Source organism: Bordetella sputigena, from assembly GCF_965137885.1.
GTDB lineage: Bacteria > Pseudomonadota > Gammaproteobacteria > Burkholderiales > Burkholderiaceae_B > Bordetella_C > Bordetella_C sputigena.
In genome coordinates, this window is the sequence record NZ_CBCSCA010000004.1 from 204,457 (window position 1) to 227,456 (window position 23,000).

Genomic DNA, 23,000 nt, shown 5'->3' on the forward strand with positions numbered 1-23,000 from the left:
TCCCATTTGCCGGCTTGGCATGCAGACATCCGCAGTGCGCGCCGACATCTTCTGCCGCCGCATCGACAACTACGGCGATGTCGGCGTCTGCTGGCGGCTGGCAAGGGCGCTGCGCCAGGCCGGCGGTTGGCGGGTACGCCTGTGGATCGACGATCTGGCGACATTCGCCCGCATGGAGCCGCGCTGCGATCCGGCGCTGGAGCTGCAGGACGTGGGCGGCATCGACATCGTCGCCTGGTCCGACCACCCGCCGGCCCTGCCGCCGGGTGAGGTGGTCATCGAGGCGTTCGCCTGCGATCCGCCCGAGACATTTCGCGCGGCCATGCGGCAGCGTCCGCCCGTCTGGATCAATCTGGAGTACCTGAGCGCGGAACCCTGGGTGGAATCTCATCATCGGTTGCCGTCGCCGCAGCCCGATGGGCTGATGAAGTATTTCTTCTTTCCTGGCTTTACTCCGGCGACGGGTGGTTTGCTGCGCGAGGCGGGACTGGCCGCGCGACGCGACGCATTCCAGCGCTCGCGTGAGGCGCAACTGGCATTTCTGCGCGATATAGGCGTCGGGCCGGCGAGTATCGCGAAGCTGGGGGAGGCCCGACTGATCAGCCTATTCTGTTATCCGGAAGCTCCACTGGAAGGCTTGGTCCACGGCTTGCGCGCCGATCCTGGGCCGACCCTATTGCTGGTGCCGCAAGGCGTCGCGCCACGCCTGGAAACCGCCGCGGGAGATGTTCCTTCACGCCTCGAGATCTGCCGCATTCCTTTCCTGCCGCAGGACGACTATGACAGGCTTTTGTGGTGCGCCGACCTGAACTTCGTTCGCGGCGAGGACTCCGTAGTGCGAGCCGGCTGGGCAGGCCGGCCGCTGGTGTGGCAGATCTATCCGCAAACGGATGAAGCGCACCTGAATAAATTACGCGCATGGCTGGATCTGTATCGGCCCCCACCACAGGCCCGTGCCCTGTTCGAGGCCTGGAATGCCACCGCGGCGGCTCCCATCGCGAACGGCGCAATGGCCGCCGGCCCCGCCACCGATACGATGGCATCGGCATGGCGCGACGCAACCACGCAAACAGCATGGGCGGCCTGGCGGGAAACTGCCAAAGCGTGGGATGCGCGAATGTCGCAAGTGCCCGAGCTCGCCGCCAGCCTTATTGCTTTCTGCGCGGAGCATCGCGGGGCGAAACAAGCCTGAGCCTGGTTCGCCGGAAGGCGGCAAACCAGGCTTGGTCATGCCGATCCGGTACGGTCGAGATAAGCCAAGTTATACATCACAAAATTTCTAAATGTATACTTGGGTTACTCGACAACTTCATCCCCGCAGCGAGGCAGCAGCGTGAGTGACTTCAAGGCAGTGTTCGAGCGCAAACTGCTTTCGACCGTGCAGCGTTACGCCATCAGTGGCGTTGTCTCACAAGACGGAGTTGTGTACCCGCTAGGTAGCGACACGAAGGTGTTGAGCACTATCTTCGAACTCTACACGCGGCCGTTGATGATCGAGACCGCTGCCGAACTGGGACTGGACCTCGTCGAGCCTTCCGTCCAAAACCACTATCCCGACTTTACGTTATGCGCGGGCGCGGCTTGCCGGCGAAAAATTGCTGTAGACGTCAAAACCACGTATATCAATCATCCCGGGCAATCGTTCAATTTCACCCTGGGCGGCTACACCAGCTTCATCCGGCCGGGCAATGAGCGCAAAAACATCGTCTTCCCGTTCTCGGACTACGTGGAGCATTGGGTGGTCGGATACGTCTACGAACGGGTAGCCGAAAAAAAGGCGGCCCAGCACGCGTACTACACGCTGGACCAGCTTCCGGATATTCCCCTGCCGTACCGAAACGTCCGGGTTTTCGTACAGGAGAAGTGGCGCATTGCCAGCTATCGAGCAGGAAGCGGCAACACGACCAACATAGGCAGCATCACCGGCCGTATAGAAGACTTCAGAAATGGGAACGGCCCGTTCCGGAGCGAACAGGAGTTCTTGGACTACTGGCGGAACTACGGGCGCAAGGCTGCTGACCGGGAACGCTTCAAGGACATCGAAACTTACCGCCGCTGGCGTGGCGTAGAAGCCATCTAGGCGAATAGCTGTTGCTGAGGCGGCTCGGTTAACTCGGCGTCATCGTCGTCGTCCTTTAACTCCGGGGGAGCGGGACGGCTGGCCGCGTCAGCCAGGTTGCCATGGCTCAGGACAAGCGCCTCTTCCATCTCGTTGCGCATGCTTTCGCTTGCGCCAAGGTGGTAGAAGTGGGAAAACGTTTCCACCGCGAAGTCAGAGAAGTGCTCCGTCAGATGAGCGTTCTCGCGATACTGGTTTTCCTTCCACATCGAATACGCGAATCCGGCCGGCAGCGCCCTGATAGCCTTGGCCAGCTCGGTGGCCTCTTCGTCCGACCATTTGGTGTAGTAGTCCGCATGCCTGCCGACATACGGCGGGTCCATATAGACGAAATCCTCGCCCCTGACTTCAGCAAACGTCTCTCGCCAGGACTGGCACTTGAAGACCCAGTCTTTATCGCCAATGGCACTTTGCGCTCGGGCTACCTGATTACATATCTTGGTGATAAGCGCTTGACGGAAACGGTCGGGTTTGCGGCAAAAAGGGACGTTGAAACCACCCTTCGTGTTGAAGCGCATCATTCCGTTGAAGCAGGAACGGTTCAAGAACAGAAGGTCCAGCGGGTTCGCATGCTCGTTGAAGCGCTTGCGCACGTTGTAGTAGTGCTCCTCGCCCTTCAAAAGCAAAGCAGCGCCTTCGTCTTCGAGAAATTGCTTCACTACTGCCGGGGTGATCGTGCGGTCCTGAATCTGCTGGTAGAAGCGGACGATATGCTGGTTGGTATCCGCCAACAGCGCCCGTCGCGGGGCTATGTTGAGCGCCACCGCACCGGAGCCCATGAAAGGTTCGACCCAGCGACCGTCGCCATGCCAACTGATCGCATCAGCAATCCAGGGCACAAGCTTCGTCTTGATGCCTTGAATCTTGATAGGAGGTGCCTTGGCAACCACCCGCCGGGGAAGAAAATTGACCATCCGCGAATGATATCACTGTTATCCTGGCCCGATCTTGCCCCCTGACCGGTGCGTCCCATCCCATACCGGCCGCGGCCGCGCAAGGCGCCGGCGGACGACGCAGACAACGCCTCCGGGCATTTTGCCGGCAACGCACGGCGCTTGCGGCATGGGCGGGCTAAATCGACCGAACAGGAGGACGATCATGCAAGCCCACATACGCGCCGCGGCAGCAATAGCGCTGGCCATCAGCTCCCACACCTGGAATGCAGCGGCGCATGCCGCCGGACTTCCCACACGGCCCTACCTGACGTTGGAGGCCGCGCAAAAAGTCGCCGCCGCGGCGCAGGCACGCGCCGAACAGGCCGGCTGGCCCGGCGTCATTGCCGTAGTGGACAACGGCGGACTGCCGATCGTGCTAATCCGCATGGACAACACCATGCCGGCCAGTGTCGAACTGGCGCCCGGCAAGGCGCGCACGGCCGCCCTTTTCCGGCGCCCCAGCGGCGCGCTGGAGGACGCCATCAACGGGCCACGCCCGGCCGCCATCACCGCGCGCGGCTTCGTGCTGATGCGGGGCGGCGTGCCCCTGGTCGTGGACGGCCAGGTGGTCGGCGGGGTCGGCGTTTCGGCGGATACGCCCGAGCATGACGAAGACATCGCCAAGGCGGGCGCCGCCGCACTGGCGAAGTAGCGCCAGGGAAACGGCGGCGGCGGACGGCGTCCAATACTCCGGGGGACGCTCTCCCGGCTTCCGCCCGGCCGTGGCGATCCGGCAGGGATGCAGGCCGGCCGGCAAAAATGCTAGAATACCGAGTTTTGCAGGCCAGCCCTGCCCCTAGCCTAGCCGTATGGCCAGCCGGTTTCGATCAATTTTGATTCGCCCGGCGGCGCCGTGGCGGACCGGGCAGAACCAGAAATCTCCCGGAGTTTTGAATCGATGAAAACCGCTCAGGAATTGCGAGTCGGCAACGTGGTCATGGTCGGCAAGGATCCGCTCGTGGTCCAGAAGGCCGAATACAACAAGTCGGGCCGCAACGCGGCCGTGGTCAAGCTGAAGTTCAAGAACCTGCTGACCGCCGCCGGCAGCGAATCGGTCTACAAGGCCGATGAAAAATTCGACGTCGTCGTGCTGGACCGCAAGGAATGCACGTACTCGTACTTCGGCGATCCGATGTACGTGTTCATGGACGAAGAATACAACCAGTACGAGATCGAAGCCGAAAGCATGGGCGACGCGCTCAACTACCTGGAAGAAGGCATGCCGGTCGAAGTCGTGTTCTACGACGGCCGCGCCATCTCGGTGGAACTGCCGACCAGCGTCGTGCGTGAAATCACCTATACCGAACCGGCGGTGCGCGGCGACACGTCCGGCAAGGTGCTGAAGCCCGCCAAGATCAACACCGGCTTCGACATCAACGTGCCGCTGTTCTGCGCAATCGGCGACAAGATCGAAATCGACACGCGCACCGGCGAGTACCGCAGCCGCGTGAACGGCTGAGCCCGCGTCTCTTCGCATAAAAAGCCCTCCTCAGGAGGGCTTTTTTTTTCGGGCGCCATGGCCTCGGCATGGGCCACGCTATCCGGAACCCCCGGCCTGTGCCGACTACCCAGTCGGGTACCGCACACAGCACGAGGTCGGCCCCATGTATTCCATCAACGCGGGCTATCAGCCCCACCCCCACGCCACCCAGCCGCTCCCGCCCACACAGGGCCAACAGCGCCAGACAGACACCGCCCCATTCCGCGGCGCCAGCCATCCCGCGTCGCAGCCGCGCGCACGCGGGCGTCATCCTGGCCAGGCCAGCCTGGACAGACTGCCGCCCACGTGGTCCTCGGCGCCGGCCGCGATCCAGGGCTTCGACGCCGGCCGCGCCAACCGGGCCGTGTCGCCGCGCCCGCCATCAAGGCCTATGCCCTCCACGCCCGCTGCGCCAGCGGCGCCGAGCGCGCCCGCCGTGCCCGCCTCGCCAGATAGCGCGCCCAGCTCCCCGCTATCGATTCCTTTCACGGAGATCGACGCCCTGCTCGGCGCGCTCAGCCCGTCCATGCTGACGATCGCGGAAGACGTGGCCCGTCTGCGGGATCCGTGGGAACAGCCGGCCTGGGACATGCCGGAGCCCGAACCGGACCGCGGACCGCAACCGACGCGCGCCGCGCCGCAACGCGTCGTCCCACGGCCCGTGCCCGAACTGCCCGCGGACACGGATAGCCCGCCGGGGCTGGACATCGACAGCCAGCAAGCCGCGGCGGCGCAGGCGGCCTCGCCTGGACCCATGCGGCGCAAGCCCGTGCGCAGGGAGGCCAGGCCCCAGCCATACACCGAACCGCCGCGGCCGACGAGCGAGGGCCGCGTACAGAAGGAGACGCCCAGGAGCGGCGTGACGCGCGACGTCATTCTGCGGATCAGCCGGCGCGTGCTGGCCGGCGAGTCCATCATCCGTGTCTGCGCCGAGCCGCATGGCCTTGCCTTGAAGACTGTCCGCGTCTTCGTCGAAGCGGACGGCCGGCTCACCGCGGTAGGCCGTGCGCTCAATGCCGGGCACATCATGACGCCCCTGGACCGCCAGGCCGGCAGCCTGCCGCCGGTGGGACGGCAAGCCGTGCTGCATCCGGAGGACCACGCCCTGGCCGAAAAACTGATAGGCGCCACCATGGGCAAGATGTCGCGATCCCTGTTCTGCGACCTGTTCGGCTACGACTACGACCCTGTCTATTTCGCGTACAACGGCGACGGTTCACTGACCGAGTGGGGACGCAAGTCCCGCGACGCGGCGCCGCGCGGGCAGGCGGGGGCAGCGGCGGCAAGCACGACCGGCGCCAGTGCGGCGCCGATCGTTTCGGACGCCGACTGCTCCGCCATGGAACAGCGCCTGTTCGACGTCGCCAGCGACGCGGGCATTGCCATCGGGTATTGGCGCGGCGACACGTTCCAGAAGTTGGGACGCCTCATGTCGCCCTTGGCGGGCAATGTGGACAGAGCCGGCGGCTATTGGCGCATACGACCGGCGGACGCCGGCGAATACCGCCTGATTCCGGACGCGCGGTCGCCGGAGCACATCGTCAACATTCTGCGCCTGCATGCCGAAGGCCACCCGGGCATCGATACGCTGGCGGCCACCTACGTGCTAAGACCGTCCGGCATCGGGCAGGCGGTGCTGGTAACGCCCAAAGCCGCCGGCACGCCCACCACCCCGGCGTGACGCGAAAGGTCGACGCATGTATTCCAATGCCATCAACGGCCCCGCCACCCATGCGGTTCCGGTCCACGGCCCGGACATAAGCCCACGCTTCCAGGCAGAAAGCGGGCCGCCCGCACGCGCCAGCATGCGGGCGGCCCGGCCGTCATCGCGCCGCGGCAATCTCGCCGCCGTACGCGCCATCAGCGACCGGCGCGCAATCACGCTCAAGGCCATACGGGAGGCCAGCCAGCTTCTGGCGGACGGCGCCACGGATATGCGCGCGTGCGCCAGGCGATTCGGCCTATCGCAAAGCGTCCTGCGCAGCTTCGTCACGGCTACCGGCAGCCTGACCGATGTCGGATATCTCATAGACAACGGCACGCTAGTGGCGCCTGGTGACCGGCGGGCGAACCGGATGCCACCCATCGAACGCCGGGCGACGCTGACGGCGGGAGACTTCGCCCTTGCCGATCGCCTGATAGGCATCCGGGCCGGCGCGCTATCGCGCACGCAGTTCTGTGACCTGTTCGGTTTCGACTGCACCGCCGTCTATATGATCTACAACAAGGATGGCACCAAGACCGCCGGGGGCGAGGCAGCCTGGCAGGCCGCCCGCGCGGCCGCGACGTCGGCGGGCGGTTCGGCCGCGGCGATGCCGCAAGACCCATCCAATGGCCACGCCGCCACCGAGCAGCGGCTGTCCGCCCTGGCCGAACAGGCTGGCATGGCGCTCGGATACTGGAGCGGCGTGCTTTTCCGCAAGATCGGAATGCCAGGCCAAGCAATGGCGGGAGACGTCGACAGGAGCGGCGATTACTGGCGCATACGGCCCGGCCTGACAGGTGAATACTACCTGCCCGCCGGGCCGCGCGACCTGGAACACATCGTCGATATTCTGCGGCTGAGCGGAAAAGGCGCCGTCGCCAGCCACTACGACGTCACGCCATCGGCGGATGGCCAGGCCATGCATGTCCGGCCACGGGCAACCCCCTCGTCGGGGGAGGCACGCCGCCAATGAGGCGGGCCGCGCCGGCTTACTGCAGGCGGTCGTCGTCGAAAATATCCGGCAGGGCCAGGAAATCGATGCCCTCTTCCGCCAGTGCCTGGCGCTCTTCCGGCGTGGACGTGCCGCGTATCGGCCGTTCGTCCGCTTCGCCTTCATGGATGCGGCGCGCTTCCTCGGCGAAGCGCGGGCCGACGTTTTCGGCCTTGCGCACCATGTCACGCACCTGCTGCAGGATGGCAGCCTGCAGGCGCGCCATGTCGGCGGGCTCGCCGGCGGCTGCAGCGGGCGCGGACTGCGCGGGTGGCTGCGGCGCGGCCTTGGCCGCTTTCAGATGGGACACATTCAAGCGCGGCGCGGACAGGCGCTTGGATACCTTGTTCGCGCCGCATATCGGGCACGAAACCAGGCCACGCGCCTGCTGCTCGTCGTAGTTTTCATGCGAGGCGAACCAGCCTTCGAATAGATGGCCCTGCTCGTCGCACTGCAGATCGAATACTTTCATAAGAGGGATATGGCGGCACGGGGCGCGCGTTGCAAGGCCTGCAATCGAGGACGTTCCGGGAGTCGTTCCTGGAAGCCCTTCCGCAAAACCCCGTCGCCGCCCGACGCTGCGCCGGAGGATCCCGGCTGGGGAAACCGCTGAATAGTACGCCAATGCGGTGCGCCGTACCCCAGGCGGCCCGGACCAGGGTCTCGATGTCGCGCCACCGCAACGGCCAACGCCGCCGGCCGCGATGCCAGCCGCGATGACGGCATGCCGCCTTGACGCGGGCGACCCGGCCGCCGGCCGGGCTGGACTAGGAGCCCGCCGCCGCCACGGCCGCCGGTTCGGCGGCTTCGCTCAACTCGAACTTGCGCATCTTCTCCCATAGCACCTTGCGGCTGATGCCCAACGCCGCCGCGGTGGCCTGGCGGCGCCATTCATGGGCGCGCAGCGCCGCCAGCACGCGTTCGCGCTCGGCCCGTTGCGCCGGCGTCAGCCACGATGCGGGCGGCAAGGCGCGTGTTTCGGCGGGCAGCTGGATGCTGCTGGCGAGCACCGTCTCGATGCGCGCCTGGTCCCAGCCCCCCGCCCGCCGGCGCATGAGGGCAATGCGTTCAGCCAGGTTGCATAGTTCTCGCACATTGCCGGGATAACGCGTCCCGGCCACGCGATCCTGCAGCCAGCCGGGCAGCAACTCGCCTTGCCCCGGCAGCTCGCGGTCGATGAACGCCTTGAAAATAGCCAGCTTTTCCGCCGGCCCGCGCTCCTCCAGATTCGGCACCCGCAGCTCGATCACCGCCAGCCGGTAATACAGATCGGCGCGAAAAGCGCCCTGCGCCACACGTGCGCGCAGGTCCTGGTTGGTCGCGGCCACCAACCGGAAATCAACCGGCGTATCGACCGCGGCGCCCAGCCGCGTCACGACCTTGTGCTCCAGCACGCGCAGCAATTTCACTTGCTGGTACAGCGGCATATCGCCGATTTCGTCCAGGAACAGCGTGCCACCGTCGGCCTGCTCGAAATAGCCCTTGTGCGCGCCCAGCGCCCCAGTGAACGCGCCTTTCGCATGGCCGAAGAAATGCGCCTCGAACAGGCCTTCCGGCACGGCGCCGCAATTCACCGCGACGAAGGGTCCGCGCGACCACGACGCGTTGTCGTGGAGCAGGCGCGCGATGCATTCCTTGCCGACCCCGGTTTCCCCCAGGACCAGGACACTGGCACGCGCATCGGCATACGCGCGTACGTCGTCCAGCAGATTGCGCATCGCCGCGGATACCGCGACCAGCTGGCGCCCGCGCGGGCCGCGACAGGAATCGGTTTCCTGCGGTAGGGAGAGGTTGTCCATGACAGTCTGCCTGGGGAACACCGAGAGGCGCGGGCCGCCGCCAAGTTTCCCTGAGTATCGGCCCGATCAGTCTTTACCAAGGCAAGGTGGATGGCATCCGGGAAAGTCCTAGGTCATAAGGATGGAATTGAATCAAAACCCCATGGTTGAGGATGCATCCGTTTGATCTATAAGCCGATTTTGAATTTACAAAACTGTAACGAGCACCGCTCCGGGCCCGATCGGGGCGTGGGTTTCTCGCAATTCGCGCCTACTCAGCTCTGCCATGGAAGCAGGTGGTAGACACCTAACACATTCGGCAAGCAAAAAACGGCATCTGTGCTGGGCATGCTTTTGGGGAAACACACCCACCATCCTTATGGCCGAGCATCAGCCCATGGTACGACCCCGCCGGATTTTCTTTTGGAGCCTGTCGCGCAGCGTGCCAGACCTGCTGCGCGGCCCTATGTGCGCCGGCATGCTGGCCGCCGGCATCTGTACCGCGGCACATGCGGACGGTCCGCTGCGCGGCAATCCCGTCGATGCGCTGCCGCCGCTGGAGAAACCCCGGACACAGCCGCCGCCCGCGCGGCTGGAGGGCCGCACGCCCGAACGATCCGCCGTCGAGGCCCGCCTGGCGCAGCGCATTGTGCCGCGCCATTTCGACGTCAGCGGCGTGCACGCCATCCCCTTCGCGGAAGTCTCGGCGCTGCTCGCGCCGCTGGCCAACAAGGAGATTTCCGTCGGGCAGCTGGTTCAGCATACCGACCGCATTACCGCGTTGTATCGCGAGCGCGGCTATCCACTGTCCTTCGCCGTCGTGCAGAACCAGAGCTTCGAGCAAGGCCGCGTGGTGGTGACCGTGGTGGAGGGCTACATCTCCAATGTGCGCATCGATGGCGACGCCGGCAGCGCGGCGCCGCGCCTGAACGCGCTGGCGCGGCCTCTGTTGCGCGAAAAACCCTTGACCGCGGCCACGCTGGAACGCGTGCTCAACCTCATGCGCATGGTGCCTGGTGTGAGCTTCAAGCCCGCGCTGGAGCTGCCTCGCCGCGCCGACGGCGCCACCGAGCTGGTGCTGGATACGCGCCACAAGGCCTTCGGCGCAAACGGCGGCGTCGTCGACCTGGGCACCGGCATGCAGCCGCTGCTGTCGGCCAGCGCCAACAGCCTGACGCCGCTGGGCGAGCAAACCCGCTTGACCGGCAGCGTCCCCCTGGGCACCGATGACGTGCGCTACATCGCCGGCGATATCACCCTGCCGATAGGCAACGACGGCCTGGGCTTGAAGATCGATGGCTTTCACTACAAGGCCAGACCGGAAGACGACGCCGTCGAACAACTGGGCTTCGATCGCACCGTCAAGACCGACCGCGTCGGCATCGGGGTCAGCTATCCCTTCCTGCTGGACAATCGCCAATCGCTGACCGGCACGCTGGGGGTCTATGCTGTCAATGCGCAGGATCGCTACGATCTGCGCGGCTCCGATCTGTGGCTGCGGCAGGATACGCGCGTGCGCGCGGCCACGGCCGAACTGCGCTACATCACGGTGGCCGCGGCGCGCAGCACCGACATCGCCCTGAGCGTGTCGCGGGGCTTCGACAAGTTTGGCGCGGACAAGCATATCGATTCCAACTACGGCTACTCGGCGGTGCCCAACGTCGACCTGGACTTCACGCGCTGGAATCTGAATGCCAAGCAAAGCTTCGTGCTGCCGGCGCAATTCGGCCTGACATTGTCGGCGGCTGGCCAATACAGCGACGACGTACTGCCCACGTCCGAACAGATTTCCTTCGGGAGCTGGCGCTTCGGGATGGGCTATCCGCAGGGCGAGCAAAGCGGCGACAAAGGCGTGGGCGCATCGGCGGAAGTGAATCGGCGTTTCGTCATCGGCATGCCTTTGCTGTCGGCCCTGCAACCGTACCTCCTGATCGATTATGCGCGCACCTGGTACAACGCCGCGGAGCTCAAGCCCTACAACACGGCGCATCTTTCGTCGGTGGCCATCGGCATGCGCGTGACGGACGATCGCTACTACATGTTCGACTTCAATGTGGCCAAGCCGATCGCGGCGGCCAGCTCCGAAGGCGACGGGCGTGGGTGGCGGTTCAACGCCAACTATTCGTTCTACTACAACGCGATCTGAGGCGCCGCGCATGCGATGACGCGGATGGATAAGGCCACGGGGTAACGCGCGTTACGTGCGTCACGTAACACCGTAACGACACACGGGGCCTGACGTTGCCGATTCCCTCGGGGAATACGGCGTTCTTTGAACTGGCATGGATTTCGCATGCCATCTTGCATCGGCCCGTGGGGCTGCCATGAAATCCGCATAAGGAGACCACCATGCGATCCGTCGTTCCTTCCGTTTCTCATGTCGAACATACTTTGCGTCGCACCGCGATCGCCATCGCGTTGCTGGGCGCGCTGTCCGCCTGTGGCGGCGGCCATCATCACGACCGCACCGCATCCGCCGGCATGCCGGATGGTGGGATGCAAGGTGGGGGTGGCGATGGCAGCGGTGGTGGCGGCGGCGCGGGCACGCCGGGCAATCAAACGCCCGGCGATGGCACGGGCGGTGGCGGTACGGGAGGCGGCGGTACGGGAGGCGGAACGCCAGGCGGCAATCCAGGCGGCGGAACGCCGGGTGACGGTACGGGCGGCGGGTCCGCCACGACATCGGGCGTATTGCAGAACACGCTGGGCGGTACGGGGACCGCCGTCAACGATGTCGTACCGATAGGCACGGACTCCGCGCTCTCCGATACCGGACGAGCCCTGGACGGCACCGTGCAGCCGCTGGTCGCCAACGCCACCACGTTGACACAGGAAGTCGGCGGCGCGACCGGGCTGGGCGTACCCACGGACAATTTGCTGAACCAGGTCGGATCGACCCTGGACGCGACGGGCCAGCGCATCGCGGGCACGGACACTCCAGCCAATTTGACGACGGGACTGGGCGGCGTGGTCAGCGGCCTGGGCGCCACCGTGGCCGATACCGGCGACCTGCTCAATCCGGACTCCACGCTGCAGTCGCCATTGGCCTCGGTTACCGCCGACGCCACCGGCGCGGTGCGCGCATTGACGCGTTCGCAAGGCGGCCAAGGGGGACTGCTGCAGCCGGTGAATGCGCTGACCGGCACCTTGACCGGGTCCTTGCTGGACAAGCCGTCGATGCCTATCCTGCAGCCGGCCTTGAAGAACACCGGCACGGGCGTGGATAACCTGGCTTCGCTGGGCCTGACCGCGCCGCTGGACGGCACCGGCGCCGCGCTGGATCCCACGGTTGCGCCGGTCGTCAGCCAGGTCACGTCCATTACGCAGACGACCGGCGACAACCTGGGCGTCGGCGCGCCTGTCGGCAACCTGCTGACGAACGTGGGCACCGGCATCGCCGGCATCGATGCGGGCGGGACCAATACGTCCTTGAACGGGGTCAATGGATTGCTGGACGGCGTGGGCGGCGCGGTGGTCAGCGCGGGCGGGTTGGTGCACGGCGGACCGGCCAATGCCAATCCGGTCGGCAATACGCTGGCCAATGCGACAGGCGGCGTGGCGGCCTTGACCGGCGGCGCCAGCGGCTCGGGCACCGACGGCGTGCTGGCGCCGATCAATGGCGTACTGGGCAGCGTGGCCGGGACGCCGGCCGGCGGTACGGGCAACGCGGGCCTGCTGGCGCCGGTCACCGGCTTGGTCGGTTCGGTGACGGGAGATCCCGCCAATGGCGCCGGCAATAACGGCGGCTTGCTGGGGGGCCTGATCCAGGGCGTGACCCGGGTGGCGGGCAGCGCTCCCGCCGCGGGCGTGGGCGTGGGCGTGGGCGTGGGCGCCGGCGCGGGCGTGACGGCCGCTGGAACATCCGGTGCGCCGGCGGCTGGCGTGACCGCCGGCGCGGGTGCGGGCGCGGGCGCGACTACATCGAGCGGCGCGCCGTCGGGCGGCCTGTTGGCCACCGCGGGGGCCACCACCAGTACGGGGTCCGCCGCGACCACGCAGCAACAGCAGCAAGGCGGCCTGGTGGGCGGTTTGCTGGGCGGGCTGCTGGGCCGGCGCTGAGCCGGTCACGCCCGGCCCGCGCCGGTCACGGCCGGGCGGCGCCGCCGGACGGCGTAGCGCCGAAATCCAGCCGGGGCACCGCCGCCAGCAGGCGCCGCGTTACCTCGTGCCTGGGCTGGCGCAGCACGGTGGCCGTATCGTCCAACTCGACGATGCGGCCGCCATGCATAACGGCGATACGGTCGGCCAGATACTCGACCACGCCGAAGTTGTGCGTGATGAACAGATACGCGATGCCCAGTTCCCGCTGCAGATCGCGCAGCAGATCCAGTATCTGCGCCTGGATCGACACATCCAGCGCTGACGTCGGTTCATCGCAGATCAATACCCTGGGTTCGACCGCCAGCGCCCGCGCGATGGCGATGCGCTGGCGCTGCCCGCCCGAAAACTCGTGCGGATAGCGGGTCGCGGTGTCCTCCGGCAAACCCACACGCGCCAGCAGGCGGGCGACGCGGTCGGCGCAGGCCTGGCGCGGCAGATCGCGCCGCAGCGCCAGCACGCCTTCGAGCAGAATGTCGCCGACGCGCATGCGTGGATTGAGCGACGCGAAGGGATCCTGGAAAACGATCTGGATGTTTTCACGCAAACGCGCCAGCGTACGTCCGCGCGCGCGCATCAGGTCCTGCCCGTCCAGCATGGCCTGCCCGCCGATACGCGCGCCTTCGATCAGGCGCAGCAGCGCCTTGCCGGTGGTGGTCTTGCCGCAGCCGGACTCGCCCAACAGGGCGAGCGTCTCGCCCGCGCGCAAGCTGAAGTTCAAGCCATCGACCGCCTTGACCCACGCCTTGACGCGCCGCAGGGGCCCTTTGCGGATCGCATAGTGCACGGACAGGTCGCGCACCTCCAGCACGACGTTGCCGGGGGCGGCATCGCTTCCTGCCACCGCCGCCGGGGCGTCCTCGCTCGCGCCATTCGTATGGAAGGCGGTCCGCGGCGCGGCGCCCTCGTCGCCGCCCTGCCCGCCAGACAGGCGGCGACCGCGCTTTTCGAACGCGGGGATGGCGTTGAACAATTGCCTGGCATAGGGATGCTTCGGCGCGGTGAAAAACTCTTCAGCCGGCGCGCATTCGACGATCTCCCCCGCGCGCATCAACGCGACGTGCTGCGCCACATTGCGCACCACCGCCAGGTCGTGGGTGATCAGCAGCATGGCCATGCCCATGTCGCGCTGGATGCCCGCCAGCAGATCCAGCACCTGCGCCTGCACCGTCACATCCAGCGCCGTGGTCGGCTCGTCGGCGATCAGCAGCAGCGGCTCGGCGGCCAGCGCGATGGCGATCATTACGCGCTGCTTCTGCCCACCGGAAAACTGCATGGGGTAGTCGTCGATGCGCCGCTCGGGCTCCGGAATGCCGACGCGCCGCAGCCAATCGATGGCGCGGGCACGCGCGGCCGCGCCGCGCAGCTCGGTATGCGCCACCAGGGTTTCGATGATCTGGTCGCCTACCCGCATCACCGGATTCAAGCTGGTGGAAGGCTCCTGGAAGATGATGCCGATGCGCCCGCCGCGCACGCGGCGCATGGCGCTTTCGGGCAGATGGTTCAGATCCTCGCCGCGCAGGTCCACCTGGCCGGCGACGATGCGCCCGGCGTCCGGCAGCAGGCGCAGCAACGCCAGGGCCGTCATGCTTTTGCCGCTGCCCGATTCGCCGACCAGCGCGAAGGTTTCGCCACGCGCGATCGCCAACGCCAGGCGCTTGACGGCGACCGCCACGCCGCGCTCGCCGGCGATTTCGACACGCAGATCCTGCACGCGCAAAACGGTGTCGGCGGTCATCGGGATTCTCCTTGCTGGCGCGTGACTTCACGCCCTTCCGCCCCGACCGGCGACATGGCGAACAGCCCGCCGGTCGGCGGCGGCGCCAGTACCGGCGTACGGCGCGCCCTGAACTTGCGCGTGCGCGGATCGAACGCCGCGCGCACGCCGTCGGCGAACAGGTTGGCCGACAGCACCAGCGCCAGCATGAAAACGAAGGCCGTGCCCAGGTTCCACCAGATCATGGGGTCCATGGACATTTCCAGCCGCGCGGAATTGATCATCGAGCCATAGGAATTCATGCTGGGGTCCACCCCTATCCCCAGGTACGACAGCACGGCCTCGTAAAGCACCAGGGAAGAGAACTCCAGCACCACCGTAATCAGCACGATATGCATAACGTTGGGCACCAGATGGCGCCGCATGATGCCCCACTTCGATACGCCGAAGGCCCGCGCGGCCTGGACATATTCCAGTTCGCGCAGCTTCAGCACCTCGGCGCGCACCAGCCGGCACAGGCCGGCCCAGCCGGTCAATCCCAGGATCAGGCATAGCAGGAACAGCCGCAGGTCCGCCCGTTCGGCGGAAGTCGGAAAGCGCGAAGGATTGTTGTCGATATAGACCTGCATCATCAGCACGCAGGCCGCCACCAGCAGCACGCCGGGTATGGAGGTCAGCGTGGTGTACAGATAGGTGATGGCGTCGTCGATCTTGCCCTTGAAGTAGCCGGCGGCGATGCCGAAACCCAGCGCCGGCGGCAGCATGGACAGGGTCGTCAGGCTGCCGATCACCAGCGCCGTGCGCACACTCTTGATGGCCTGCCACAGCACGTCGTTGCCGGTGCGGTCGGTGCCCAGCGGGTGGTAGCCCGTCGCGAGGCCGGCCAGGATGCCGCCCAGCAGGCACAAGCCGCACAGGGTGACGTACATGGGCCGCCAGCGTACGTCCGTATCGCCGCGCAGCAGATCGCGCAGCGCGGCGCGCCAGGAGGCGCGGCGCCGCGCCAGCGCCAGGCTCAATAGGCCCCCGGCCGCCAGCGCGGCCGCCACGCCGCCGGCCAATCCCGCCGCCGCGCGCCATGCCACATCGGGCAGGCGTTCCGCGTCCGGGTTCTTCAGGTGCGCGGCGCCCGCGCGCAGCCTCGGAAAATCGCGCACGGGTTGGCCATCCACCAGCACGGTCTCCTTGGTGAACTGGCGCGCGGCCAGCGGCGCGGAATAGGTTTTCTCCGGCCGGGTCAGCACCGTGCCGGCCAACAGCGCATCCAGCAGCGACTTGGCCGACGGCGCATAGGCGGCGGGCGCATCGGCGGCGGCGCCCGGCAGCGGCGGCAGGCGCGGCCGGTAATGCACCGAATCCAGCAGGCCGATGACGGCGAACACCGCCAGCACGGCCGCCGCGCACATCGCCGGGCCATCCTGCGCCACCCGCAGCCAGGTGGAGCGCAGCGTCGGCGTGCGCCGCACATGCCAGGCATACGCCAGCACCGCGGCGACGATCAGGTACAAAGCGACATCGGTCCAGAGCAGAACGATCAAAGGCATGGCGCTTTACTCGAAACGCACGCGGGGATCAGCCAGCGTGTAGGAAAGATCCGCCAGGATCAGGCCGACGATGTACAGCGCCGATCCCAGGAAAACCATGGCCCGCACGATGGAGAAATCCTGCGCGTTGATGGCGTCTATGGTGTAGCTGCCCAGCCCGGGAATACCGAAGAAGGACTCGGCGATCAGGCTGCCCATGAACAGCAAAGGCAGCGTGGCCACGGTCCCGGTCAGGATCGGCAGCAGCGCATTGCGCAGCACGTGGCGGAACAGCACCGCCGTTTCGGTCAAACCCTTGGCGCGCGCGGTACGCACGTAATCCTTGCTGATTTCCTCCAGGAACAACGTGCGGTAGAAGCGCGCTTCCGGCCCAAGCCGCGACACGATCGCCACCGCCACCGGCAGCGCCAGGAATTTGACGGCATCCAGCCCGCCGGCGTAGCCGGAATACGGCACCAGGCTCAGTATTTTCGAGAACATCCACTGGCCCGCGATGATGTAGAACAGCCCCGATATCGACAGCAGCACCACGCACAGCACCACACCCCAGAAATCCAGCCGCGTCGCGCGGAAGAACACCAGCAGCAGCGAGAACGCGATACTCGCCCACAGGCCCAGCACGAAGGTCGGCACCGCCAGCGCCAGGCTGGGCCACATGCGCGTGCGTATCTCGCGGCCGATGTCGCGGCCGGCGTCCGAGGCGCCGAAATCCATGCGCAGCAAGGGCACCGAACGCTGGTAGAAGATGGTGTCGGTAAAACGGCCCCCGCCGTCGGCCGCGGTGTTGTAGAACAGCGGCTTATCGTAGCCGCGCTCGGCCTTCCACTTATCAATGGCGTCCTGGCTGACGCGCTGGCCGCCTATCGACAGCCGCGCCATATCGTCCGGCGTGTTCACCGCGAAGAACAGCAGGAAGGTGAACAGGTTCACCCCGATCAGGATCAGGACGCCGTACAGCAGGCGGCGGATGATGTATGCGGTCATGTCGATTCCCCGGCGGAGGCGGCACGGTCGCCGAATGCCGTCTGCTTCTCACGCCTGCGCATGGCGCGGTACGAAGGCCATATCGCCAGCGCGATCAGCGCCACCAGCAGCACCAGCGGCCACCAGATGGGCCGGTTCCATTCGTCTATCTTGCGCACCCGCAGCGCCGGATCGAGCTTCATATACTGCAGGGTATTGCGCACCATCTGCGTCGGCTTGGCATTGCCCACCCATTGCTGGTAGGCCCCGCCGGACATCGGGAAGTAGCCGAACATCCACGGCGCGTCGCGCTGCACGATGGCCACCATGCGGTCGATGATGGCGGCCTTGGCGGGCCCGTCGTCCAGGAACTTCATCTGGTCGAACAGCTTGTCGAACTCCGGGTTGGCGTAATTCGAGGCGTTCTCGCCCCCCGAGGAGGCCTTGGCATTGGGACCGTACAGCAGGAACAGGAAGTTTTCGGCATCCGGATAATCGGCGTTCCAGCCCCACATGAACATCTGCGCCGTACCGCGCCGCATTTTGTCCTGGAAGCGGCTGTAATCGGTCGAGCGCACGTCCAGCTGGATGCCCAGCTTGTCCAGCTGCCGCCGTATCCAGTCGAACATCGGGCTGGCGCCCATGCCCGTCATGGCGTCGTAGTGCAGCACCAGCGGCTCGCCGGTCACGGCATCGCGGCCGCCGGGGTAGCCGGCTTCGGCCAGCAGTTGCCTGGCGCGCTCGATGGACTTGCGCACGGGCTTGCCGTCGACCACGTCGTACACCACCGGATTGATGCCTTCGGGCGCGGCCTTGTAGCCCAGCACGCCGGGCGGCACCGGACCGTAGGCCACCGCCGCCTGGCTGTTCTCGAAGATGGCGATGTACTCCTCCCAATCGAAGGCGATGCTGATGGCCTGCCGCAGCTTGCGATTGCGCTCCTGCTTTTCCGGCGTATCGCCCTTGCCGACCACCGGGTCGTTCCAGTTGAAGCCCATATACCAGTTCTGCGTTTCCACCGTGGTGGGCAGCTGGATGCCGTGTTCGCGATAGCGCGCGGCCTTGTCCGGCGAATCGCCCGCGGCCACCAGCATGGCCACGCCGTACTCGCCGCGCTCCACCTGCGGAATGTCGTAATAGCCCTGCATGAACTTGCCGGCCAGCGGGGTCGATTCCTTTTCGATGCTGAATACCACGCGGTCGATGAAGGGCGTGGGCTTGCCGCAATCGGCCAGCCGCCCCGCGGCGCGGTCGGCGGGCTCGCCGTCGCAGGGATAGGGTTCGCCATGGAAGTTCGGATTGCGCGCCAGCACATGGCGGCGGTTCTGCAAGGACTCCACCATCATGTAGGGGCCCGTGCCCACCGGCCAGGTATTCAAGGACAGGTTGCGCGTGGCCATGCCCGGCTGGCTGTAGAAGCGTTCGGCTTCCCACGGCACCGGCGCGGTGAAGGTCATCGCCAGCCAGTACTTGAACTGCGGATACTTGCCTTTGATGCGGATGCGCAGGGTGTGGGGATCCGGCGCGGTGACGCCGTCGAAACCGATCTGCCGCAGATCCAGCCAGGGCAGGTCGCGCTCGCCCGGAGGCAGTTGCGCGCGGGCCTGCTGATCCAGCGCGCGCAGGCGGTCGCCATAGTCCTTCATCCCGATCACGTAGTCCGCCATCAGGGAATAGATAGGCGACACGATGCGCGGGCTGGCCAGCCGGCGGAAGGCATACACGTAGTCGTCGGCGGTCAGCTCGCGCGTACCCGTTTGCGGAAAATCGGGAATCGCCGATTTATCGTCGAGTTCTCCGGGGCGCAGTGGGAAATAGACATAGCTGCCATCCGCATTGCGCGCGAAGGCCGGATGCGGCTGGAAACGTATGCCCGGACGGATGGGGATCTCATACACGCTTTCGGCGATGCTCTCGCCGGGGGCATCCCGCGGCAGTGCCTTGCCCTGGGCGTCCAGGTAGCTGGGAACGTCTATGTTCGCGGCCGCGCGCGGGATCAGCTTGTACGGCCGCGCGAGGTAGTCGTAGCCGTACAACGTCTCGTAGACGTTATAGGTGAACGGCGTCTCGTCCACCGAATAGGAACTGGCCGGGTCCAGGTATTTCGGCGAATTCCGGGTAAAGGCGGTGTAAAGCGTATTGTCCTTTTCCGCGCCGGACGGATAGGGGCTGTTGATCGGACTTTCCTGTCCGCAGCCCGCCAGCGCGGCGACGCAAAGCGCCGCCATGACCCAAAGCCGCCTGATGCTCCCCATTTGCCTCGATCCCGCCGCAAGTCGATGTCGCGGCAAGGATAGCAAACTGGCCTCCGATATAGGACGGATTGACCGCCCGAGAATCGCCCTGGATCAGGAACCAGGGGTAATCCCTGGCGTCGGCGTCACGCTTGCAGCGCCACGGAAGCCCCGCGTTTGGACCGCTGCCGCGTCAATGGCGATTGCGCCGCCAGGGCGCATGTTGGCGCGATTGCGCCGCCACAGGGCCTATTGGGTTTCAAGGACGCGATTGCGCCGCCACGGCGCACTTGTGCTCGTTCCAGCACTGGAAGCGCCACACCCAGGGTTCGACGGCGCCCTGCTGCGCCCACAAACCCTTGCGGGCCTCGCGCGCCGCCCGCTCCGCGGCCGGCAGCGACGTATCGCGCAGATACTCGCCGTGGCGGGCGGTGTTGGCCCAGGCATAACCGGCCGCCACCTGCTTGCGGTTGGCGGTTTCGCCGTCCGGCGCCGGCAGGTCGCACACATCCCGGCCGTAGCGGTCCTGCTCGTAGCAGCGCGCCGTCAAGGTGCGGCCCGCGACCAGGCTTTCCAGATTCTGCCGCGAGGCCTGCGCGTAGGGTTGGCCCGGCTTGTCCTTGCCATGGCCCGTCTCGGGTGCGTCTATGCTGGCCAGGCGGATCTTGTACTGCCGGTTGTTCGCGCCCAGCAGGGTTACCGTATCGCCGTCGGCGACGCGGACGATGCGTCCTTCCAGGGTGTAGGCCGTGTTGGTCTTGACCGCGGGGCCGCGCGACGACGAACAATACGCCACGCCCACGCTCGCCACCGCCGCCACCACCGCGATGATGGGTCGCGACACACCCAAGCGCCGCAACACCGTACTCAAACCTCGTACTCCCCGTCCTGCCCTTACAACCACCCTGCTCTCCGAAAACGCCAATACAACAACCCGCACGCCGTGGCGATGCCGGCCAGCGTGACGGGGTAACCATATTCCCAGCTCAATTCCGGCATGTGCTGGAAGTTCATTCCGTAGATGCCCGCCACCGCCGTGGGCACCGCCAGGATGGCGGCCCACGAAGCCAGGCGGCGGGTCGTGTCGTTCTGCTGCGATTGCCCGATCATCAGGCTGGCTTCGAATGCGAAGGCCAGCGCGTCGCGCAGCGCCGCCACCAGTTCATCGATGCGCATCACCCGGTCGGCCACTTCCGCGAAATAAGGCCTGGCATGCTCGTCGATGGCCGTCATTTCCACCCGCGCCAGCCGGCGGCAGATTTCCGCCATCGGCGCGATGGCGTTATGGATGCGCAGCAGGTCGCGCCGCTGCCGGTAAAGCCTGCGGATATCCGTGTCCTTCGCGCCGCGGATCAAGAGTTTCTGCTCCGCGTTCTCCACCAGGCCTTCCAGCTTGGTCACCGCCTGGACATAGCGGTCGACCAGGAAATCGAGCAGTTCCGAAGCGACGTAATCGCTGCCGCGCGCCAGCAGGTCGGGCGCCGCTTCCAGGCGCTCCCGCAGCGCGCTATAGGGCGCCGTCGACCCGCGCCGCACGGTGAACAGGAAGCCGTCGCCGATGATCAGCTGCGTTTCGCCGAACAGGGGCCGATCGCCGTCCACTTCCAGCGTGACCGCGACCACCAGTACGACGTTGCCATAATCGATGATCTTCGGGCGCTTGTGCGGCTGATGGATTTCTTCCATGGCCTTCGGCCCCAGCCGCAGCTCTTCGCCCACGCGCGTCAGCAATTCGGGATGCGGATTCTTCACCCCCAGCCACAACAGGCGCTCCGACTGGCCCACATAGGAATGGATCTGCTCGATCGGGACGGCCGAGTCGCGCCGGCCCTTCACGTATGAGATCGAAGCGACGACCTCGCCGTTGTATTCGGTGCCGGGCGTCGCCGCGCCCGCGGCGGGCGCCGTATCCGGAGCTGATGCCGGCTTCGGTTCGGGATCCTGCATGGCAATTCCTTCATGGCTTTCAAAGCGTCCCGTGCACCGCGCGGCGGCCGGTCCGTTTCGGGCAGCCGACGATGATAGCACCGGGGTGCGGAGCATCCGCTACGCGGCCAAGGTTGTGCACGGCATGGCGCTTGCAGCGACCCGGCCCGACATTGTCACGTATGGAACCCACGCATGGCTGAACACAGGCGAAGACCCGGCGGCGGCAAGGGCGCGATACGCATCGGCATTTCCGGCTGGCGCTACGCGCCATGGCGCGGCCGCTTCTATCCCGAGGACCTGCCGCAGGACAAGGAACTGGCCTATGCCTCGCGCAAGGTCTGCACTGTCGAAATCAACGGCACCTTCTATTCGTTGCAGAAACCGGCTTTCTTCGAACACTGGCGCGACGAGACGCCCGGCGGCTTCGTCTTCGCGGTCAAGGGCCCGCGTTTCATCACGCATACGCTGCGCCTGCGCAATCTGGATGAGCCGCTGGCCAATTTTTTCGCGTCCGGGGTGCTGGCCTTGCGCGAAAAGCTCGGGCCATTTCTCTGGCAGTTGCCGCCTACCCTGCAATGGGACCCGGCGCGGATCGAGCCCTTCCTGGATATGCTGCCGCGCGATACCGAGGCCGCGGCGCGGATGGCCGGACGGCACGGCGCGCGGCTGAACGGGCGCGACTACACCGCAACGGACGCCAGGCGTCCCTTGCGTCACGCGCTGGAAATACGCCATCCCAGCTTTGCCTGTCCGGATTTCATCGAGTCGCTGCGACAGCGCGGCGTCGCATTGGTGACCGCGGACACCGCGGGCAAGTATCCGTTGTTGGAAGACGCCACCGCGGACTTCGCCTATATCCGCCTGCATGGCGATCAGGCCCTGTACACCAGCGGTTACAGCGAGGAAGCCATCGCCGACCGGGCACGGCGCATCGCCGCCTGGACGCGGGGCACCACCCCGCGTGGCGCCCGGCTGGCCGGCCCGCGCACGGCATCGACGGGGCCGCGCGATGTCTATTGCTATTTCGACAACGACGCCAAGGTGATGGCGCCACGCGACGCCCGCGCCTTGATGAGCGCGCTGCGCTTGCCGATGGAACCGGTGCCCGATTGAGCCTTGCCGCGCGTGCGGGCGTGCGGCAAAGGCATGCCGTTTGCTGATGGGCAGGCGGTGGCGCCGTCAACCCGGCGTCGTCCCCGAAACAGTGCGCGCGGTGGCGGTGCGGGCCGATCCACTGCGCCTAACGGAGAACATCATGACGCGAGAAGACCCGAAGCAAGGTCGCCAGGACAAAGCCGACAAGAATGCCGGCCATGCGGACGACAAGGTACATACCTACCAGGAATCGCTGGACGAAGCCATCGAGGAAACCTTCCCGGCCAGCGATCCGATCTCGCCCAGCGCGGCGGAAAAGGCGGATCGCAAGATTTCCACCCCCAAGGACGACGTCGATTGGAAGGCGCCGAAGGACAAGGGCGGCCAGAAGAAATAAGGCCTTAAAACCAAG

18 protein-coding genes and 1 pseudogene are annotated in these 23,000 nt (G+C 66.3%); 10 read left to right on the forward strand and 9 right to left on the reverse strand.

The window, feature by feature from the left end; genetic code table 11:
* Nucleotides 1-34: 34 nt before the first annotated feature.
* Together earP and ACNA0R_RS09595 are read left to right on the forward strand one after the other, a co-directional pair.
* The gene (gene earP, locus ACNA0R_RS09590) at nucleotides 35-1,192 is read left to right on the forward strand and encodes an elongation factor P maturation arginine rhamnosyltransferase EarP (protein ID WP_415826059.1); all 1,158 of its coding nucleotides are present in this window, start codon (nucleotides 35-37) and stop codon (nucleotides 1,190-1,192) included.
* A gap of 141 nt (nucleotides 1,193-1,333) precedes the next feature.
* The gene (locus tag ACNA0R_RS09595) at nucleotides 1,334-2,080 is read left to right on the forward strand and encodes a type II restriction endonuclease (protein ID WP_415825748.1); all 747 of its coding nucleotides are present in this window, start codon (nucleotides 1,334-1,336) and stop codon (nucleotides 2,078-2,080) included.
* On the opposite strand, the gene ACNA0R_RS09600 is transcribed toward ACNA0R_RS09595, so the two are convergent.
* Nucleotides 2,077-3,033, reverse strand: a complete 957-nt coding sequence (locus ACNA0R_RS09600) for a DNA adenine methylase (RefSeq protein ID WP_415825749.1) — start codon at nucleotides 3,031-3,033, stop codon at nucleotides 2,077-2,079. The genes ACNA0R_RS09595 and ACNA0R_RS09600 overlap by 4 nt on opposite strands.
* A 184-nt stretch (nucleotides 3,034-3,217) precedes the next feature.
* Between ACNA0R_RS09600 and ACNA0R_RS09605 the strand changes: the two genes are divergently transcribed.
* From ACNA0R_RS09605 to ACNA0R_RS09620, 4 genes are all read left to right on the forward strand, one after another.
* Nucleotides 3,218-3,706 (forward strand): GlcG/HbpS family heme-binding protein, encoded by a 489-nt coding sequence (locus ACNA0R_RS09605; RefSeq protein ID WP_415825750.1) that lies wholly within the window; start codon nucleotides 3,218-3,220, stop codon nucleotides 3,704-3,706.
* A 246-nt stretch (nucleotides 3,707-3,952) separates the two neighbouring features.
* Nucleotides 3,953-4,513 (forward strand): elongation factor P, encoded by a 561-nt coding sequence (gene efp, locus ACNA0R_RS09610; protein WP_415825751.1) that lies wholly within the window; start codon nucleotides 3,953-3,955, stop codon nucleotides 4,511-4,513.
* A 457-nt stretch (nucleotides 4,514-4,970) separates the two neighbouring features.
* On the forward strand, nucleotides 4,971-6,215 hold the full coding sequence (locus ACNA0R_RS09615) for a hypothetical protein (RefSeq protein ID WP_415825753.1): 1,245 nt from the start codon (nucleotides 4,971-4,973) through the stop codon (nucleotides 6,213-6,215).
* 16 nt (nucleotides 6,216-6,231) lie between these two features.
* Nucleotides 6,232-7,212 (forward strand): hypothetical protein, encoded by a 981-nt coding sequence (locus ACNA0R_RS09620; protein WP_415825754.1) that lies wholly within the window; start codon nucleotides 6,232-6,234, stop codon nucleotides 7,210-7,212.
* A 16-nt stretch (nucleotides 7,213-7,228) separates the two neighbouring features.
* On the opposite strand, the gene ACNA0R_RS09625 is transcribed toward ACNA0R_RS09620, so the two are convergent.
* Together ACNA0R_RS09625 and ACNA0R_RS09630 are read right to left on the reverse strand one after the other, a co-directional pair.
* Entirely contained in the window at nucleotides 7,229-7,702 is a 474-nt protein-coding gene (locus tag ACNA0R_RS09625) for a DUF1178 family protein (protein ID WP_415825755.1), read from the reverse strand.
* A gap of 295 nt (nucleotides 7,703-7,997) precedes the next feature.
* A pseudogene (locus tag ACNA0R_RS09630) lies at nucleotides 7,998-8,969 on the reverse strand (sigma 54-interacting transcriptional regulator); the annotation flags it as partial.
* Nucleotides 8,970-9,438: 469 nt separating this feature from the next.
* On the opposite strand from ACNA0R_RS09630, the gene ACNA0R_RS09635 reads away from it, so the two are divergent.
* Both ACNA0R_RS09635 and ACNA0R_RS09640 read left to right on the forward strand, forming a co-directional pair.
* Entirely contained in the window at nucleotides 9,439-11,154 is a 1,716-nt protein-coding gene (locus ACNA0R_RS09635; RefSeq protein WP_415826060.1) for a ShlB/FhaC/HecB family hemolysin secretion/activation protein, read from the forward strand.
* 203 nt (nucleotides 11,155-11,357) lie between these two features.
* Nucleotides 11,358-13,067 carry a collagen-like triple helix repeat-containing protein gene (locus tag ACNA0R_RS09640; RefSeq protein WP_415825756.1) on the forward strand — a complete coding sequence of 570 codons (1,710 nt, stop codon included), beginning with the start codon at nucleotides 11,358-11,360 and terminating at the stop codon, nucleotides 13,065-13,067.
* Nucleotides 13,068-13,092: 25 nt separating this feature from the next.
* Here the strand turns inward: ACNA0R_RS09640 and ACNA0R_RS09645 are convergent, their stop codons facing one another.
* The 6 genes from ACNA0R_RS09645 to ACNA0R_RS09670 form a co-directional block, all read right to left on the reverse strand.
* Nucleotides 13,093-14,844 carry an ABC transporter ATP-binding protein gene (locus ACNA0R_RS09645; RefSeq protein WP_415825758.1) on the reverse strand — a complete coding sequence of 584 codons (1,752 nt, stop codon included), beginning with the start codon at nucleotides 14,842-14,844 and terminating at the stop codon, nucleotides 13,093-13,095.
* On the reverse strand, nucleotides 14,841-16,367 hold the full coding sequence (locus ACNA0R_RS09650) for an ABC transporter permease (protein WP_415825760.1): 1,527 nt from the start codon (nucleotides 16,365-16,367) through the stop codon (nucleotides 14,841-14,843). The genes ACNA0R_RS09645 and ACNA0R_RS09650 overlap by 4 nt, the downstream gene beginning before the upstream one ends.
* A 6-nt stretch (nucleotides 16,368-16,373) precedes the next feature.
* A complete protein-coding gene (locus ACNA0R_RS09655; protein ID WP_415825761.1) occupies nucleotides 16,374-17,351 on the reverse strand; it encodes an ABC transporter permease in 978 nt (325 codons plus the stop codon).
* Complete coding sequence (locus ACNA0R_RS09660) at nucleotides 17,348-19,585, reverse strand: ABC transporter substrate-binding protein (protein ID WP_415825763.1); 2,238 nt, start codon at nucleotides 19,583-19,585, stop codon at nucleotides 17,348-17,350. Before ACNA0R_RS09660 ends, ACNA0R_RS09655 begins: the two co-directional genes overlap by 4 nt.
* Nucleotides 19,586-19,823: 238 nt before the next feature.
* Nucleotides 19,824-20,435 (reverse strand): thermonuclease family protein, encoded by a 612-nt coding sequence (locus ACNA0R_RS09665; RefSeq protein ID WP_415825764.1) that lies wholly within the window; start codon nucleotides 20,433-20,435, stop codon nucleotides 19,824-19,826.
* A gap of 23 nt (nucleotides 20,436-20,458) precedes the next feature.
* Nucleotides 20,459-21,511: a magnesium and cobalt transport protein CorA gene (locus ACNA0R_RS09670; protein WP_415825765.1), complete on the reverse strand. Its 1,053-nt coding sequence runs from the start codon at nucleotides 21,509-21,511 to the stop codon at nucleotides 20,459-20,461.
* A 174-nt stretch (nucleotides 21,512-21,685) separates the two neighbouring features.
* On the opposite strand from ACNA0R_RS09670, the gene ACNA0R_RS09675 reads away from it, so the two are divergent.
* Both ACNA0R_RS09675 and ACNA0R_RS09680 read left to right on the forward strand, forming a co-directional pair.
* Nucleotides 21,686-22,606: a DUF72 domain-containing protein gene (locus ACNA0R_RS09675; RefSeq protein ID WP_415825766.1), complete on the forward strand. Its 921-nt coding sequence runs from the start codon at nucleotides 21,686-21,688 to the stop codon at nucleotides 22,604-22,606.
* Between the two features lie 142 nt (nucleotides 22,607-22,748).
* Entirely contained in the window at nucleotides 22,749-22,985 is a 237-nt protein-coding gene (locus ACNA0R_RS09680; RefSeq protein ID WP_415825767.1) for a hypothetical protein, read from the forward strand.
* Nucleotides 22,986-23,000: the final 15 nt, after the last annotated feature.